General features: G+C 43.3%; 12 protein-coding genes. All 12 read right to left on the reverse strand.

Annotation, left to right across the window (positions count from 1 at the left end; all coding sequences use genetic code 11):
* Positions 1-135: 135 nt before the first annotated feature.
* Positions 136-1,485, reverse strand: a complete 1,350-nt coding sequence (locus tag JOD45_RS11995; RefSeq protein ID WP_205004136.1) for an aspartate aminotransferase family protein — start codon at positions 1,483-1,485, stop codon at positions 136-138.
* Between the two features lie 18 nt (positions 1,486-1,503).
* Positions 1,504-2,964 carry a CoA-acylating methylmalonate-semialdehyde dehydrogenase gene (locus tag JOD45_RS12000; protein ID WP_205004137.1) on the reverse strand — a complete coding sequence of 487 codons (1,461 nt, stop codon included), beginning with the start codon at positions 2,962-2,964 and terminating at the stop codon, positions 1,504-1,506.
* 134 nt (positions 2,965-3,098) lie between these two features.
* Positions 3,099-3,299: a hypothetical protein gene (locus JOD45_RS12005; RefSeq protein ID WP_205004138.1), complete on the reverse strand. Its 201-nt coding sequence runs from the start codon at positions 3,297-3,299 to the stop codon at positions 3,099-3,101.
* A gap of 43 nt (positions 3,300-3,342) precedes the next feature.
* A complete protein-coding gene (gene hydA, locus JOD45_RS12010; RefSeq protein ID WP_205004139.1) occupies positions 3,343-4,773 on the reverse strand; it encodes a dihydropyrimidinase in 1,431 nt (476 codons plus the stop codon).
* A gap of 27 nt (positions 4,774-4,800) precedes the next feature.
* On the reverse strand, positions 4,801-6,066 hold the full coding sequence (gene preA, locus JOD45_RS12015) for an NAD-dependent dihydropyrimidine dehydrogenase subunit PreA (protein ID WP_205004140.1): 1,266 nt from the start codon (positions 6,064-6,066) through the stop codon (positions 4,801-4,803).
* Between the two features lie 40 nt (positions 6,067-6,106).
* Entirely contained in the window at positions 6,107-7,477 is a 1,371-nt protein-coding gene (locus tag JOD45_RS12020; RefSeq protein WP_205004181.1) for an NAD(P)-dependent oxidoreductase, read from the reverse strand.
* A gap of 41 nt (positions 7,478-7,518) precedes the next feature.
* Positions 7,519-8,409, reverse strand: a complete 891-nt coding sequence (locus tag JOD45_RS12025) for a nitrilase-related carbon-nitrogen hydrolase (RefSeq protein ID WP_205004141.1) — start codon at positions 8,407-8,409, stop codon at positions 7,519-7,521.
* 277 nt (positions 8,410-8,686) lie between these two features.
* Complete coding sequence (locus JOD45_RS12030; RefSeq protein ID WP_205004142.1) at positions 8,687-10,336, reverse strand: amidohydrolase; 1,650 nt, start codon at positions 10,334-10,336, stop codon at positions 8,687-8,689.
* A 336-nt stretch (positions 10,337-10,672) separates the two neighbouring features.
* Complete coding sequence (locus JOD45_RS12035) at positions 10,673-11,878, reverse strand: saccharopine dehydrogenase family protein (protein WP_205004143.1); 1,206 nt, start codon at positions 11,876-11,878, stop codon at positions 10,673-10,675.
* A 296-nt stretch (positions 11,879-12,174) separates the two neighbouring features.
* Entirely contained in the window at positions 12,175-13,383 is a 1,209-nt protein-coding gene (locus JOD45_RS12040; protein ID WP_205004144.1) for a saccharopine dehydrogenase family protein, read from the reverse strand.
* Between the two features lie 230 nt (positions 13,384-13,613).
* Positions 13,614-15,095 carry an APC family permease gene (locus JOD45_RS12045; protein WP_205004145.1) on the reverse strand — a complete coding sequence of 494 codons (1,482 nt, stop codon included), beginning with the start codon at positions 15,093-15,095 and terminating at the stop codon, positions 13,614-13,616.
* A 77-nt stretch (positions 15,096-15,172) separates the two neighbouring features.
* Complete coding sequence (locus JOD45_RS12050; RefSeq protein ID WP_205004146.1) at positions 15,173-16,660, reverse strand: aldehyde dehydrogenase family protein; 1,488 nt, start codon at positions 16,658-16,660, stop codon at positions 15,173-15,175.
* Positions 16,661-16,743: the final 83 nt, after the last annotated feature.

Here is a 16,743-nt window from a genome sequence, read left to right on the forward strand (position 1 = left end):
TATTCTTTTCTTGTTTCTCGTCAATTCAAGTGTAAAGGATTAAGGAGCTTGCGTGTATTTTTTTGTTTTAATTTTTCTCATACCCCAACAAATATGATAGAGCCCAAAAAAAAGCTTGCCTGGCCGGCAAGCTTTTTAAATATTTTCAAAGGATTCTTTTAAAGTTTTTACAAGAAAAGCAAAATCATCATCAGTCATGCTGAGCGGAGGCGACAGTGTAATGATATTATTGAAACCGGCAACCGTATCACCGTTTTTGCTAATAATCAGTCCTTTATCTTTGCAAGAGGCTATCACTTGGTTAACCACTTTTAGCGAAGCCGGCTTTTTCGTCTGTTTGTTTTCTACGAGTTCTATGCCCATTAGCAATCCTTTGGAACGAATATCGCCAACATTTGGGTGTTCTTTTAAAATGGCCATTTCATTCGCTAATTTTTCTCCAAGTTCTGCTGAACGCTCAATCAGCCGTTCGTTTTCCATAATCTCAAGGTTTTTTAATGCTAAAGCGCACGCTGACGGATTGCCGCCGAACGTATTAACATGGCGGAAGCGGTTGTAATCTTCCGTTTCTTTAAACCTTTCGAAAATTCCCCGTTTAACCGCGGTTGCCGATAACGGTAAGTACGCGCTCGTCAAGCCTTTGGCCATCGTTACAATATCCGGTTTTATACCGTAGTTCATATGACCGAATTTTTTCCCGGTGCGTCCGAAACCGCAAATCACTTCATCAATGATTAAGAGCACGCCGTGACGCTCACATATTTCTTTAACTCGCGGCAAATAATTTTCCGGCGGTACAATCACGCCGCCTCCGGTAATGATCGGCTCCATAATGACGCCGGCAACCGTTTCGTTAAATTCCCAAGTGATGGCCCGATCAATTTCGTCCGCATAAGCCTGGCCGATCGCTTCTAAAGACCCTGAATAAGGAGAACGATATACATCAGGCGGCGAAACATGTATAAATCCTTGGCCCAGCGGCTCATAACGAAACTTTCGCTGCGCCTGGCCAGTCGCGGCCAGCGCCCCCATTGAATTGCCGTGATAAGCCCTATATCGGGAAATGAATTTGTAGCGTCCGCCTTCACCGTTCTGCTGATGGTATTGCCGCGCGATCTTAAAGGCCGTTTCATTTGCTTCGGAACCGCTGTTCGAGAAGAAAATCACATAGTCATCTTCTAGCCATTCATTCAACTTTTCAGCGAGATTTATAGCAGGTTCATGGGTGTTCGACATTGGAACATACGGCATGGTTTTTAGTTGTTCATAAGCGGCCTCCGCCAGCTCCTGACGTCCATATCCAACATTGACGCACCATAATCCTGACATGCCGTCCAAATACTTATTGCCGTCCGCATCGGTTATCCAAGCGCCGTCGGCTTCCGTTATTAACAGAGATGCACCGTTCTCGTTACAGCCTTTCATCGCATGCCAAACGTATTTTTCATCTTTCTTCAGCAAGTCGTTTTTAACATTAATTGCCATGATCAGTCACCTCCAATTTTAATATTTTGTTGTAAACATTTTCTTTCTCGTATAAAATTCAACGCCATCTTTGCCGTTTGTATGCAAATCTCCATAAAATGAGTCTTTGGCACCGGAGAATGGGAAGAAGGCCATAGGCACTGGCACGCCGACATTGACCCCAAGCATGCCCGGTTCCGCCTCTTCACGGAATTGCCTGATTGCTTTTGCATCATTTGAATAAAGGGTAGCTGAATTGCCAAACTGCGATCGGTTGACAATGTCTAAGGCTTCATCCAAATCCTTTGCGCGATAGAGACTCAGAACAGGAGCAAAGATTTCATCGCGGCCGATTGACATGTCCGGCTTGACATGATCAAAGATCGTCGCACCAAGAAAATAACCTTTGTCAAAGTTCTCCATGTCTTTTCTGCCGTCGCGGATTAATTCTGCCCCTTCTTCAAGGCCTTTTTCTATATAACTGACAGCTCTTTGGCGCTGAGAGCCGCGAATCACCGGCGTTAGCACCACGTTTTCATCTATGCCGTTCCCCATTTTCATTTCATCAGCGGCTTGCTTTAATGTTTGAACAAACCTCTCGCCATCCCCGACAACAACGACTGCGCTGCACGCCATACAACGTTGTCCTGCGCTTCCGAATGCGGAGCTGATAATGCTGTCAGCCGCTTGTTCCACATCAGCGTCCGGCATCACGACATGGTGATTCTTAGCGCCTGACAGTGCTTGAACGCGTTTGCCGAACGAAGATGCTTTTTCATAAACATACTTTGCAACAGGCTGGGAACCGACAAAAGATACAGCTCTGATATCCTTGTGTTCAATGAGACTGTTAACAACATCATGGGCGCCGTGAACAATGTTAAAGACCCCGTCCGGAAGCCCTGCTTCTTTCAACAGCTCCGCAAGCCGATTGGCCAAGACCGGTGTCCGTTCCGAAGGCTTTAGAACAAATGTATTGCCGCATGCAATCGCAAGCGGAAACATCCAGCACGGCACCATCATCGGGAAATTAAATGGCGTAATGCCGCCGACGACGCCAAGAGGATAACGATACATTTCCGAATCAATATGAGGACCGATTGTCGACAGCGAATCCCCCATCATCAAGCTTGGTGCTCCGCAGGCGAATTCAACACATTCAATCCCGCGCAAAACTTCGCCGTAAGCTTCATTGATGCTTTTGCCGTTTTCACGTGTGATCATATTGGCCAGATCATCTTGATTTTCCATTAGAAGGTGATGGAAACGATATAGAATGCGCGCGCGTTTTTGCACAGGCGTTTTGGACCATGTCTTAAACGCTTCTTTCGCAGAAGCTGCCGCCTTATTTACATCATCAGAAGTTGATATCGGCACCCGTGCAACGATCTCCTCAGTTGCAGGATTTGGAACATCTTGAATGTCTGATCCGCTTGAAGGAACCCACTTGCCATTGATGAAATTTTTCAATGTTTCTACCTTAGATGTTGTTACTGTCACGAAAACTCCCCTTTCGATCGAATATTATAAATATTTAAGCTCCTTTAATTAGTATAAACCTAAAAGAACATCAAAGCATTAGACAAAAAGTTAAAACTCAGAGGATTTTTTTAAACAAACATGTCAATGTCAGCTTACTTCTGTTTTAAAATAGCGGATGAAAAGTATTTTCTTGCTTCTGGATTTTGAATAAACAGCGTTTTCAGCGTCTGGCCTTTTTGAAATTCTACAAGGTCCCCGTCCAGCTTTTCTGTTACCTTCCGAATGGCATAGCCATCTTGAAAAAGCAAATCAATTTTCTTTTTTTCTTCTAAATATTTTTTATATGTTGACATTTGCAAAGACCTCCCTCTTAACGTCTCTTTGATTACCAATTGATTAATAAATGTATTTATTGGAGGCTGATGTTTGTTTTTTGTTTTCTAAGCCAGCGTTGAACCGCGCGCGTTTTAAATATTTCCCCCAGCCGGGTTTGCCGACAAATTGTTTGCTGCGAATGACATACTCCCCTCGGGAAAGAACGGTGACAGGTTCTCCGGTAACCTTCATGCCTTCAAGTGCACTGTAATCGACATTCATATGATGAGCATGAGCGGAAATTGTTCTTTTAACATTTGGATCAAAAATAACGATATCTGCATCGCTCCCTGGGGCAATTGTTCCTTTTTTCGGAAACAAACCGAAAAGTTTTGCCGCCCTTGTTGAAATGAGATCTACAAATTCATTAAGTGTTATCCGGCCTTTTTTCACGCCTTCTGAAAAGAGAACACTGACCCGGTCTTCGACAAACGGACCGCCGTTTGGAATTTTCGTAAAGTCATCTTTTCCAAGATCTTTTTGCCCTTTGAAATCAAACGAGCAGTGATCTGATCCGATCGTTTGCAATTGACCGCTCTTTAGCGCATGCCATAACACATCCTGGTGAAATGTCTCTCTTAATGGCGGAGACCATACATATTTGGCGCCTTCAAAATCAGGTTTTTCGAGATAAGATTGATCAAGAACTAAATATTGCGGGCATGTTTCCCCCCAAACCTGGTAACCCTTGCTGCGCGCTTCGGCGATTTGTTCAACAGCTTCTTGGCATGTGACATGAACAACATACAGCTGAGAATGGGCTAATCCCGCTAATTTGGCTGCCCGTCCAGTTGCTTCTCCTTCCGCTTCCGCTGGGCGCGTTAACGCGTGATAAATCGGTTCGGTGCGGCCTTCCTCCAATGCTTTCTTCGTTAAATGTTCGATCACATCGCCGTTTTCAGCATGAACCATCACGAGCGCTCCATGCTCTTTAGCTGTTATTAATGTACGGAATAATGTTTCATCATCCGCCTGAAAAACATTTTTATAAGCCATAAATACTTTAAAGGATGTGATGCCTTCGTCTTCAATGACGCGAGGCAATTCTTCTAAAACCTTATTATTCGTTTCGCTGATCATTAAATGAAAACTATAATCTATAACCGCCTTATCATTGGATTTCTTATGCCATTTTTCAATGGCGCTTTTTAACGGTTTCCCTTTATCAGTCAAGCAAAAGTCAATGATTGTCGTTGTTCCCCCGTAAGCCGCCGCAATGGTTCCTGTTTCAAAATCATCCTTTGTCACTGTACCTCCAAACGGCATTTCCATATGGGTATGCGGATCTATGCCGCCCGGAAACACATACATGCCTTTGGCATCAATAATGTCTGCTTCAGGATCAGATAAGTTATCGCCAATGCTCTTTACCTTTTCATTTTCTATTAAAATATCGGCTTGATAAGTATCAGCCGCAGTGACGACCGTTCCATTTTTTATTATCTTTTTCATGTAAAAAACCCCCATTTTCATTCATCTTTAATAAACTGGATCTTGAATCGCCTTTTGCCGTTCGTTCCAAGTCATTGAAGGGAGCGTCTGCGGAAGTTCTGCCATATTAATGGCCCCTTCAACAGGACAGACAATTGAGCATAAGTTGCAGCCGACACATTCTTCTTCCCGAACTTTTAAATATTTGCTGCCGTTATTGTCCGTTAACATATCAATGCACCGGTGAGCAGTATCTTCACATGCAATGTAGCATTTATTGCAGTTAATGCACACATCATTGTTTATCCGGGCAACGCGTTTATAATTTAAATCAAGATCGCCCCAATTCGTAAATCTATGAATGGACTTGCCGGTAAGTTCATTGACAGACGTCAGCCCTTTATCTTCCAAATAGTGATTTAAGCCGTCGATCATGTCCTCGACTATTCTAAACCCATGATGCATGGCAGCTGTACATACTTGAACCCCGGAGGCGCCCATTAACATGAATTCAACGGCATCTTGCCATGTAGAAATGCCGCCAATAGCGGAAATTGGTACATTAATTTTCGGATGTCTGGCACATTCCGCAACCATATTAAGGGCGATCGGCTTAACCGCAGGTCCGCAATACCCGCCATGCGCCCCTTTTCCCGCCACACTCGGAATCGTTTCCCATGTATCAAGATCGACCCCTGCCAAACTATTAATCGTGTTAATCATGCTTACCGCATCAGCCCCGCCCTGAACAGCTGCCGCTGCAGTCACAGTGATATCCGTAATATTAGGCGTCAGTTTGACAATCACCGGGACTTCCGCTGCCTCTTTGACCCACATCGTTTGCTTTTCTACCAAGTCCGGATGCTGGCCTGAAGCTGACCCCATGCCTCTTTCAGACATTCCATGCGGACATCCGAAATTAAGCTCAAAGCCATCCACTCCTGCATCCTGAACCCTTTTTACAATCTCGTGCCATTTATCCCTTTTCGGTTCAACCATTAATGACGCGACAACAGCATGGTTAGGAAACCGTTTCTTTGTTTCATAGATTTCTTTTAGATTTTCGTCGATAGGCCTGTCGGTAATTAATTCGATATTGTTAAACCCTGCCATTCGCTGGCCATTAAAATGAAATCCTGCAAAACGCGAAGTGACATTTAAAATCGGTTCGCCAAGTGTTTTCCAGACAGCGCCGCCCCATCCCGCTTCAAAAGCCTTCTGTACTTGATAGCCTGAATTAGTCGGCGGTGCAGATGCAAGCCAAAATGGATTTGGCGATTTAATGCCTGCTAAGTCAATGCTTAAATCTGCCATGCTTATCCTCCTAAAAATACTTTTAAGATTTCATCGTCCCTTATATATTTTTTGACTTTAATTTTTCTAAACTGCTATGAACAGCCGATGCCGTTTCTTTTCCTTGCTGGGCTGCCGATACGACCATCGCTTCCCCATTGCCTCTGCCAAAAATCATGTCGCCGGCAGCATAAACTTTTGGATGCGATGTTCGATAATTGTTTGGCTTGACCTTCACAACCCCGTTTTCATGTTCGACGCCAAACGACTCGATTAAGCTTATCAGACGTGTTTGGCCAATGGCTTTAACAATAATATCAACATCCATAAGGAACTCCGAACCTGTTATTTCAACCGGCCGGCGCCTTCCGTCCTCCCCCGGCTCACCTAAGGACATCCGGACACATTCCAATTGCTTGACCCGGCCGTCTTTGCCGCCAATGATCTTTTTTGGACTCGTTAGCCATCTAAATTCAACACCATCCAATTTTGCAAATTCATATTCAAAATCATAGGCAGTCATTTCTTCGCGGCTTCTCCGGTATAATATTTTGACATGATCAGCACCAAGCCTCACCGAACAAGTTGCCCCATCAATCGCTGTATTGCCCGCACCGATGACAACCACGCGTTTTCCGGCAAAATGCTTTGCCAAATGCTGCGGGCCTTTTGTCTTTACTTCCTCTACGAGTTCAATTGCATCATATATGCCTTTAAGTTCTTCTCCTTTAATCCCAAGCTTTGGAACCTTTGACATCCCTGCCGCCAAAATCACAGCATCATAATCGTTTATGATTTCTTCAGCTGAAATATCGCTTCCGACCTTCATATTAGTCCGAATCTCGACGCCGAGACTTTCAATTTGTTTGACTTCCCATAAAGAAATTTCTTTCGGCAGACGGAAAGGGACAATGCCGTATGTATCCAGTCCCCCCGCTTTTTCTTTTGCTTCAAAAATCGTCACTTGATGTCCCAGCAAGGCGAGCTCTCTTGCGGCTGATAACCCTGCTGGGCCGCCGCCAATAATCGCAACGCTGTGACCGCTTCTCTCTGCTGATTGAAACAGCACCTGCTTATTTTTCATGGCCCAATCAGTCGCATAACGCTGCAGATCACCGATCATTATCGGCTTTGTGGAATGATTTAACACGCACGCCCCTTCACACAATTCCTCTGTTGGACAAACACGCGCGCAGCTTGCGCCAACCGGATTAGCTTCCATAATGATTTTTGCTGAACCTTTTAAATTTCCCGTTGCTATTTTTTTTATAAAAGAAGGGATATTTATTCCAGTCGGGCAGGCATTAATACAAGGCGCATCATAACAATAAAGACAGCGATGGGCTTCTTCTAATGCCTCTTGAGCGCTTAAAGGGGGTGCCGTTTCTTTAAAGTTGCTTTCCAGTTCATTTGTATATACCGTCGCTGGCATAGATTTATGACTCAATCCGAACCCTCCTGTTTCAATTAAAATTAAGGAATAAGGCTTGTCATATCATGATAGGTTTCAGGCCTTCTATCGCGGAAAAATTGCCATGTATCTCTGACTTCCCTTATGATGTTTTTATCCATTGCGCCAATGACTACTTCATCCTTATCACGGCTCCCCATAGCTGCAAAACGGCCGCGCGGATCAACAAGATATGATTGGCCGTAAAATTCCCCTATATTCCAAGGCGGCTCTACGCCGACACGGTTTATCGCTGCAAGGTAATAACCGTTAGCGACGGCATGTGCAGGCTGTTCCAGCTTCCACAGATATTCAGACAATCCAGACACTGTTGCAGACGGATTAAAAACAATTTCCGCTCCATTTAGCCCCAGCAATCTGGCTCCTTCAGGGAAATGACGGTCATAACAAATATAGACCCCCACCTTCGCAAACGCTGTGTCAAACACCGGGTATCCAAGATTCCCCGGTTTAAAATAGAACTTTTCTAAAAATCCGTGCCCCTCCTTATCGACTGTTACTTGCGGAATATGCTGCTTGCGATATTTTCCGAGGTACGAGCCGTCAGCATCAATAACAGCTGCTGTATTATAGTAAGTCGCAATCCCTTCTCTTTCATAAACAGGCAATATCATAACCGTTTCGAGTTCACGGGCCAGCTCTTGGAACAATTTAGTCGTTGGGCCATTCGGAACTTCTTCTGCCGATTCATACCATTTCGTATTTTGTTCCGCACAAAAATAAGGGCCAAAAAACACTTCTTGCAAACAAATGATTTGTGCACCGGATTCTTTCGCCTGGCGCACGAGCTTTAAATGTTTTTCGACAGCGCTTTCTTTGTGCACATTAACCGGTTCTTGACCATCGACATCATGCGAAGCTTGAATTAAGCCGATTTTTACTTTATCACTCACTATTAACCCTCCTGCTTAAATTTGTTAATCAATTGAAATCATTGATTTTATTGGACACACCCCCAAATGAGATTAATCAGATTCATCAGTTGATTAATCTGAACATAAACTTGGCCACCCTTTTTTAGTTAAGATATTAGACATTAAGCTGAACAATGACTATATTTAAAATTTTTTTAGTAACAATAAAAAACCACGTTCTCCTCTTCATGTGCGAATGAGGAATAACATGGCTATCATCTATTATCTCTATTGAATTCATAAGCATCATGCGCTATTACTTGATAGAAGCTGATTCTTTTGAACTCTCAAACACTACCTTTCCATCCATAATGGTCATTAATACCGCTGCATCTCTTATTTCTTTTGCAGGTACATTAAATAGATTCCGATCTAGGACGATAACATCGGCAAGCTTCCCTTCTTCTAAAGTGCCCAATTCTTTCTCCCGGAAACCCCCATAGGCAGAACCTGACGTATAATTGCGCAATGCTTCCGCCAGTGAAATCTTTTCCTCCGGATTCCATCCTCCCTCCGGTTCTCCGTCATTAAAAACTCTTGTAACAGCCCTGTATATTTCAATCATTGGGTTTAAATCTACAACCGGAAAGTCAGAACCGAACGCCATAGTGGCTCCTCTTTGTTGTAATGTCTTAATGGACCAAGTAAAAGTTTCTCGGTCTTTTCCTAAACGGCTGAGATAGGGATTGTCTGAAAATGTTTCGGCTGCCGCCAAGTGCTCAGGCTGCATGGATGCAATGACTCCTAATTCAGAAAACCGGTCAATATCATCCGGGTGAATCACTTCAATATGTTCAATCGTATGCCGGGAGTCCCTTGCGCCATTTATTTTCCTTGCTTTTTCAAAACAATCTAGCCCTAACCTTACCGCCCCATCTCCGCAAGCATGCAGGCGAATCCGAAATCCTTCTGCATCTGCCTTGACGACCCAATCTTTTACAACGTCTTTTGGGATAAGCGTATCTCCTTTACTATCTTTGCGATCGTTGTAAGGATCAACAAGATATGCTGTATAAGCTATAGGTACGCCGTCCAAAAATTGTTTAAGCCCTGAGAATTTAAGTTTATCCGAATTGAAAGTCTCCCTTAAATACTTGGGACGTTCTAGATTCCCATCTAAAATTGATAAAAATTGTATCCGTGCGGTTAATCTATTTTGCTGTTCAAATGCTTTATAGAGATCAAGATCACCTAATTCAAGCCCAGGCAACGGAAGCATGTCGCTAACCGTTGTTATTCCGAGGCGGGCCGCTTTATCTAGAAAGCTTTGAAGCAGCGAAGCTTTACGAGCCTTCGGAATACTATGAAATGCCTTTTCTGCTAGTTTCATTGCTGTTTCATAAAGAAAACCAGTCGGATGGCCATGCTCATCTTTTACAATTTCACCGTAAGGAGGACTAGGCGTATTTTTATCAATACCCAATGTTTCCAGGGCTTTACTATTCAGCCAAGCCCCATGACATTCAGCATTCAAGAGAAGCACAGGGCGATCCGGGATCAGGCGGTCAAGGGATGAACGGTGAGGCAATTTTTTATTATCCCAATATATGTGATACCACTCAAACCCGAATATCCATTGATCATTCGGTCTGGTATCGGCAAATTTTTTGACCATTTCTGCGGCTTCATTTTCCGACTTAGCTGTTTTCAATGAAACACTCTCTTCTGCAAGACTGCCTAGGAATAAATGGATGTGAAAATCCTGAAAACCAGGCATGATGAGCTGATCACCAAATTCATAAACTTTTGTCCCAGGGCCTATATATGCTTTTATTTCTTCCTGTGAGCCGACGGCAACAATGTATTTATCTTTTATAGCTATTGACCCATTAAATGGTTCATCAGACAATCCTGTAAATATGGCATCACTTGACAATACGATATCCGCTTTTGGCAAAGTGCTCATGTTATGATCCCCCTTCAAGAAAATAAAAAAATGCCGTCTATAAATGCCGGTCGACTGTTTGCTCCAATTGAAACGATAATTAATGAACAGAGGTCCCGTTAAGGTCATTCTTTTCGTTGATAAACTCTCCTCCTTCTTATATCTCTTACTTCTCCGTCTGCTTTTGTTTCCCCTTTATCATCCACAGACTTATCATTTTATACTCTTAATCTGAAGCCTTCATTTTAAAGCCTTAAATTCAATGATGTAAGATTGACAACAAAATTGAATGGGAAAAATGATAAAAATAGGCGTCCGGAGCAGGACACCTATTTTATTTTGATTAATCTATGTTTCTTAGACTGCCTTTGTTGCTTGCGGCGCCGTTTTCTCAATAATATCCCAATTCATGCCCCGTTCTTTTAACCGCTTTAAGAAAGGTTTTGGTTCTATTAATTCGGGAGGAATGCATCCTTTTTCTTTTAAACGGCCTTCTGCCAACAGATCAACAGCAACCGCCGGAGGTATGCCCGTCTGCCAAACCGTTGCTTGGAACCCTGTCTTTTTATAGACTTCATCGTGGTTAGCGATGGTATAAACATAAAATTCTTTATTTCTATCATTTTTTGTTCCTTTTACAAACGCTCCGATACATGAATAACCATGAATCTTCCCGGCAAGTTCGTCCGGTTTGGGCATCATTGCAACGACAACGTCCCGCGGGCAAATGTTGACGCCTTTAACATCTATTGTTTTGTTACTGTCTAAGCCGAGATAGCCAATAGCTTTAACTGTGTTAACAAAATCCGGGTTTAATACGTATTTAAATTCAACGTATTTGCAGCCTTTTGGCTTACCGATCGTTTCGCCAAGCGTGACAACTTCCTCATGTTCCACGTTGTAAGCATCTAACAAACCGATCGGTTCAGGAAATTCAAGCTTTTCCTTATTCCAAAACGATGCCGGAAAAGTTGCCTCGCCTTTTTCGGACGTCCAATAATTGGGTTTCGCCAAACATTCTTGAATAGCAATTTGCGGACTAAATAATGAACAAAAGCCATCATAATCGATTTTAGAATTATCCCCGTCACGAATGGAAATCATATCGACAGTATCTAACTGATCGACAGCATACCTTGCCGCAATATTTGAAAAACCCGGATCGCAGCCAAGGCCCAATATCCCTAGAATCCCTGCTTCCTTGTATTTTTTGTCCCAATTGAGCTGTTCTTTAAGTTCTTTTGTCGTATGGCATGCCATATCAATATAATTGGTTTTTGTTTGTAAGCATGCCTCCATGACTTTTAAATTAAAAGCTGGAAGGCCTGCGTGCAAAACCGCATCAATATTTTTAAATGCCTCTGCCATCATGCGAACGCTGCTGGCATCAATTTCTTTGACCAAAATGTCTGCCTTTGTTTGATGCTGGAGCTTTTTTGCAAGTTTTTCCGCTTTATTTGTTTCAATATCCCCAAGCAACAGCTGATCCAGATAATCAGCCTTTGCCATTTCAGCAGCAAATACCTGACCGACACCGCCTACGCCTAATACGGCAACCTTCATGGTATTCCTCCTTGGAGATTTTCATAGTATAATCGTTTGACTTTCTTAATTCTAAAGAGGATATGGAATAATCGGCTTCGAACAATTAATTTCTCAACCTCCCATTCACGCCTTTGATTTTGATATATCACTTCAATGGCCACCCCCTCAATTCACAATAATCCATTTATGATCCCTATATGCCTTCTAAAATTAATCATCTTTAAGTTGTTTTATTTTCCGGCAAATGTTTTTTACACCTTTTTATACAGGAAGCCGGGGAAACCCCGGCACTGAAAATTCCGAATATAAACTCTCTACACAGTCGCCATTTGCGGTACCGGAGAAGTTTTCTCTATAACGTCCCAATACATGCCTCTTTCTTTCAAGCGGGTTAAGAAAGGGACGGGGTCAATTAATTCTGGAGGAATACAGCCTTTGGCTTGTAATTTGCCTTGAGCAAGAAGATCAACAGCTACAGCCGGCGGAAGCCCAGTTTGCCACACCGTTGCCTGATATCCTGTTTTTTCGTAGATTTCATCATGATTTGCCATCGTATACACAAATAATTCTTTCTTCTTATCTTCTTTTATTCCTTTTACAACAGCGCCAATGCAAGAATAGCCATGAACTTTTCCAGCGAGTTCAGTTGGCTTTGGCATGTTGGCGACGACAACATCCTTTGGAACAACCTTTGTACCCTTAATATTAATATCTTTGTCGCTGTCTAAACCAAGATAGCCTATCGCCTTAACTGTGTTGACAAATTCAGGGGCCAGCGCATATTTAAAATCAACATATTTACAGCCTTTGGCTTTTCCGATTGTGTCGCCTAATGTTGTTGCTTCTTCATGTTCAACGCTGTAGCACTCTAACGGTCCAATAGGCTCTGGAAATTCAAAAGTCTCCTTATTAGCAAAAGGTTTTGAGAAAAAGGCCAATCCTTTGTCAGCAGTCCAGTAATTTGGCTTTGCCAAACATTCTTCAATAGCTGTTTGCGGACTGAATAGCGAGCAAAATCCTTCATAGTCAATTTTAGAGTTATCACCGTCGCGAATTAAGATTTCATCGACTTGATCCATTTGATCAACAGCATATCTCGCCGCAATATTAGAAAAACCTGGATCACAGCCAAGACCCATAATGCCCAGAATGCCCGCAGCTTTGAATCTGCCATTCCATTGCAGCTGCTCTTTAAGGCCTTGTGGGCTGGCACAAGCCATATCAATATAATTTGTTTTCGTCCTTGCACAAGCTTCCATGATATTGAAGTTAAACGCCGGCAGCCCCGCATGCAATACGACATCAATGTCGCGAAGGGCTTCTTCAATCTCGTCAACTTTACCTGCATCGATTTTTTTGACAACGATTTCTGCTTTCGTCTTCCTGCGAAGTTTTCCGGCTAATTTTTCTGCACCCTCAGTGATAATATCTCCGAGCAATAATTGATCTAAATAATCAGCTTTTACTATTTCGGAAGCAAATACTTGACCAACACCGCCTACGCCTAATACGGCTGCTTTCATGATAATCCTCCTCGAATCCTTTCAAAGTTTAAATAGATTTCCATTTCAAGAAAATTCGCCGATTCAGTAAGAGTTTAGGCTGCTTGAATGTCCCGCCTCCCGTTTCTATATTTTTCCGTGTGTTGGTTTGCTTCTCACCTCCCTTAAAGCTGAAAATTCATTGAAACCGCTGAAAGTTTAAATAAGCCGCCGGGAGAGACGCCCCTCCCTAGATCGGATCGTTCAAGATGTTATACATTTGGTTTCGGGTTCATTTGCTCAATTTCCTTTTGATACTCTATAGGGTCTTCACTAAATTTTTTGATGTCAATGCGGGGCAGCTGCTTAAGCGGACGTTTAAACCAATCTTTTTCCTTAATGGCGTAGTAAATCATAATAGGAATGCCGATCACAAATGACAGCAGCGCCGGAAGCGAACTGGTAAACCCGCTCTCAATAAGCACTTCAGCACCCACTATGAGCAAGTACATACCGCTTAATAAAGGAAAAATAAATCCAAGGATGATTGTCGACCAATTTCGCAAATTCCGCCTCATATACCATGCGCAAGCAATACCGGTTATTCCATAGTAGTAGGCGACCATAATCCCTGCATTATTTAAGGCACTGTCCAAGAAATGGCCAACGCCGGAACTCAGATTAAGCAGAAAAATCCCGATTAAGCTGATCAATCCAATAATGGCTGTGCCAAGCCAAGGCGTTTTCCAAGTGTTATGAACACGGGCAAATGCTTTTGGGAATACCTTGTCCCGGGCCATTTCTAATGTGACACGCGCTGTCGGCAGCAAACTCGTCTCTAATGTCGCCAGTGTAGATGACATCACACAGAGAATCATGATGTCATTCCATGGATACGGCACAAGCCGTGTTGCGACGTAGTTAAGGATATCCGCTTGATGCTCAGCAATCACTTTGGCCGGCAGCAGCGCTTGAATAGATAAGGCAACAATCATAAAAATGACTAATAAACCGACTGTTGCCCATATGCCTGCCCAGCCCGGATTCGTCGCGGCGTCTTTAGATTCTTCGCCAAGATTAGTGATGCTGTCAACACCCCAGTAGAAAAAGACAGCGATGGTCGTCGCGCTGGCAAACGTAGCAAAATTACCATGAAATATGAACCAGCTCCATGAAATATGGCTTGATCCCGGCACATTTAAAGCATAAGCGTGATACAAAGCAATCGCCGCAAAGACGATTAATGCGACATATTCGATAAGCAGCAGCACCCATTGAAATTTTATTGTAATTTCGATCCCCCTTATGACAATTAAAGAGACAAGAACAAACCAAGCGGCTGAAATCAAGGATACTAATAATGTATCATTCGCCAAACTGGGATCAAAGAGATCAAGTGTATAAGTCCCAACCGGAATAGATCCGGAGATGAGCTGCAATACATCGGCAGCGATAATGGCCCAGCCCGCCATGTAGCCTAAATGCGGGTTTAATCCGCCGCCAACCCATGTATAAATGCCGCCGGCACTTGGTCCGTAGTACTTGTTCATGTAATAAAAAGCACAGGCAATACCGAGAATAGGAAGAAAATTAATCAGCAGCACTGCCGGCGACATAAAACCAACAATGACGATTAGAGATCCAAACGACACCGCGAGCGAATAGGCCGGAGCAGTTGATGCGATACCGACGACAGTATTATCAAACATATTGATAGCGTTCGATTTCAGCTTTGCGTTAGAGGAATCAGGCATCATCAGCCCTCCTTTGTTATATCAATTTTTTATGCACCATCCTTTATTTTAAGAGAGACTGTATAAATTATGAAGTTTTAATTAAACCAGCCCGTTGGCTCAACATTTAAGTTATTAATGATTTGTTTAACTTCTGTATATTCTTCTAGCCCATAAGTTCCCAGTTCCCTGCCTAGACCGCTTTGCTTATAGCCGCCCCATGGCCCTTCAATGAGATTTTGCTCATATGTATTGATCCATGTGACGCCAGCTCGGATGCCTTTTGCCGCTCTTTCCGCCTTCGCACCGTCTGTTGTAAAAATTCCTGCCGCAAGACCATATGGCGTTCCATTGGCCAGCTCTAAGGCTTCTTCTTCTGTTTCAAAAGGCATGACGCATAGAACGGGACCGAATATTTCTTCTTGCGCTATCCGTGATTTTGGATCTACATTGACAAAAATCGTCGGCTCGATAAAATAACCATTTTTTCGCTCTTCGTCAGTTAGCCGGTTTCCGCCGACAGCTATTTCCGCGCCCTCATCTATGCCAATTTTAATATAATTCAGAACCTTTTGCATCTGTTTTTGACTGATTAAAGGTCCCATTTGCGAATGTTCATCGAATCCGTTTCCAACCCTGATTTTTTTCGTACGTTTGACGAGTTCTTCAACAAACGCTTCATAAATAGATTGTTCTACCAGCAGTCTAGATCCTGCAGAACAGACTTGGCCTGAATTGTTGAAAATGGCAAACATCGCATAATCGACAGCGCTTTCAAAGTCTGCATCAGCAAATATAATGTTTGGCGATTTTCCGCCGAGTTCCAGCGAAACTTTTTTCAAATTGCCAACGGCGTGCTGCAATATGGTTTTGCCGGTAACCGTGCCCCCGGTAAAACCAATCTTGTCAACCAACGGACTTTCGACAAGCGGCTGACCGGCTTGGGGGCCAAAGCCGACTAATAAATTAACGACGCCGGGCGGAAAGCCTGTTTCGTCTATGAATTCAAATAATCGGATGGCTGTAAGGGGTGTAAGTTCTGAAGGTTTTAGAATGCAAACATTACCTGCTGCCAATGCCGGCGCAAGTTTCCATGCGGCCATCAAGAGCGGATAATTCCAGGGAATAATTTGCCCGCATACCCCAATCGGTTCACGAACAACTTTTGACGTTAAAGGCGCATCGGCCTCAATCGTTTCTCCATTAGGAGCGGCAGCCAGCCCTGCATAATATTTGAATGTTCTTACTGTAAAGTCTATATCTCCGAAACTTTCACGCAGCGTTTTTCCATTGTTCTCTGTTTCAAGCCGGGCCAATTCGTCGCGATGATTCTCAATCTTATTTGCCAGCTTATATAGAAGCTCAGCGCGTCCGTAAGCGGATACATCACGCCACGGACCTTTATCAAAGGCCTGCCGGGCAGCATGTATCGCTTGCTCAGCATCTTTTGCATTCGCTGAGGCAACTTCAGCGATCACCTCGCCTGTCGCTGGGTTATAGACTGGTATTGTCTCTCGGCTTGATGCCTCCTCCCATTTACCGTCAATATATAATTTATTAACGCTGCTGACTAAAGTTTTTGTCATAGTACCTTCCTCTCTGTTCAAAATATAATCAACAAATTGCTGTGGATTGATGTTCAGAATGATATCATCACAGTACCGCCGAA

The organism is Scopulibacillus daqui (assembly GCF_016908855.1).
GTDB classification, from domain to species: domain Bacteria; phylum Bacillota; class Bacilli; order Bacillales; family Sporolactobacillaceae; genus Scopulibacillus_A; species Scopulibacillus_A daqui.

What these genes read in the sequence shown, in the direction of transcription:
- JOD45_RS12030 (WP_205004142.1), bottom strand. Translation starts at nt 10,336, where the DNA reads ATGAGCACTTTGCCAAAAGCGGATATCGTATTGTCAAGTGATGCCATA.
- preA (WP_205004140.1), bottom strand. Translation starts at nt 6,066, where the DNA reads ATGGCAGATTTAAGCATTGACTTAGCAGGCATTAAATCGCCAAATCCA.
- hydA (WP_205004139.1), bottom strand. Translation starts at nt 4,773, where the DNA reads ATGAAAAAGATAATAAAAAATGGAACGGTCGTCACTGCGGCTGATACT.
- JOD45_RS11995 (WP_205004136.1), bottom strand. Translation starts at nt 1,485, where the DNA reads ATGGCAATTAATGTTAAAAACGACTTGCTGAAGAAAGATGAAAAATAC.
- JOD45_RS12020 (WP_205004181.1), bottom strand. Translation starts at nt 7,477, where the DNA reads ATGCCAGCGACGGTATATACAAATGAACTGGAAAGCAACTTTAAAGAA.
- JOD45_RS12040 (WP_205004144.1), bottom strand. Translation starts at nt 13,383, where the DNA reads ATGAAAGCAGCCGTATTAGGCGTAGGCGGTGTTGGTCAAGTATTTGCT.
- JOD45_RS12035 (WP_205004143.1), bottom strand. Translation starts at nt 11,878, where the DNA reads ATGAAGGTTGCCGTATTAGGCGTAGGCGGTGTCGGTCAGGTATTTGCT.
- JOD45_RS12045 (WP_205004145.1), bottom strand. Translation starts at nt 15,095, where the DNA reads ATGCCTGATTCCTCTAACGCAAAGCTGAAATCGAACGCTATCAATATG.
- JOD45_RS12050 (WP_205004146.1), bottom strand. Translation starts at nt 16,660, where the DNA reads ATGACAAAAACTTTAGTCAGCAGCGTTAATAAATTATATATTGACGGT.
- JOD45_RS12005 (WP_205004138.1), bottom strand. Translation starts at nt 3,299, where the DNA reads ATGTCAACATATAAAAAATATTTAGAAGAAAAAAAGAAAATTGATTTG.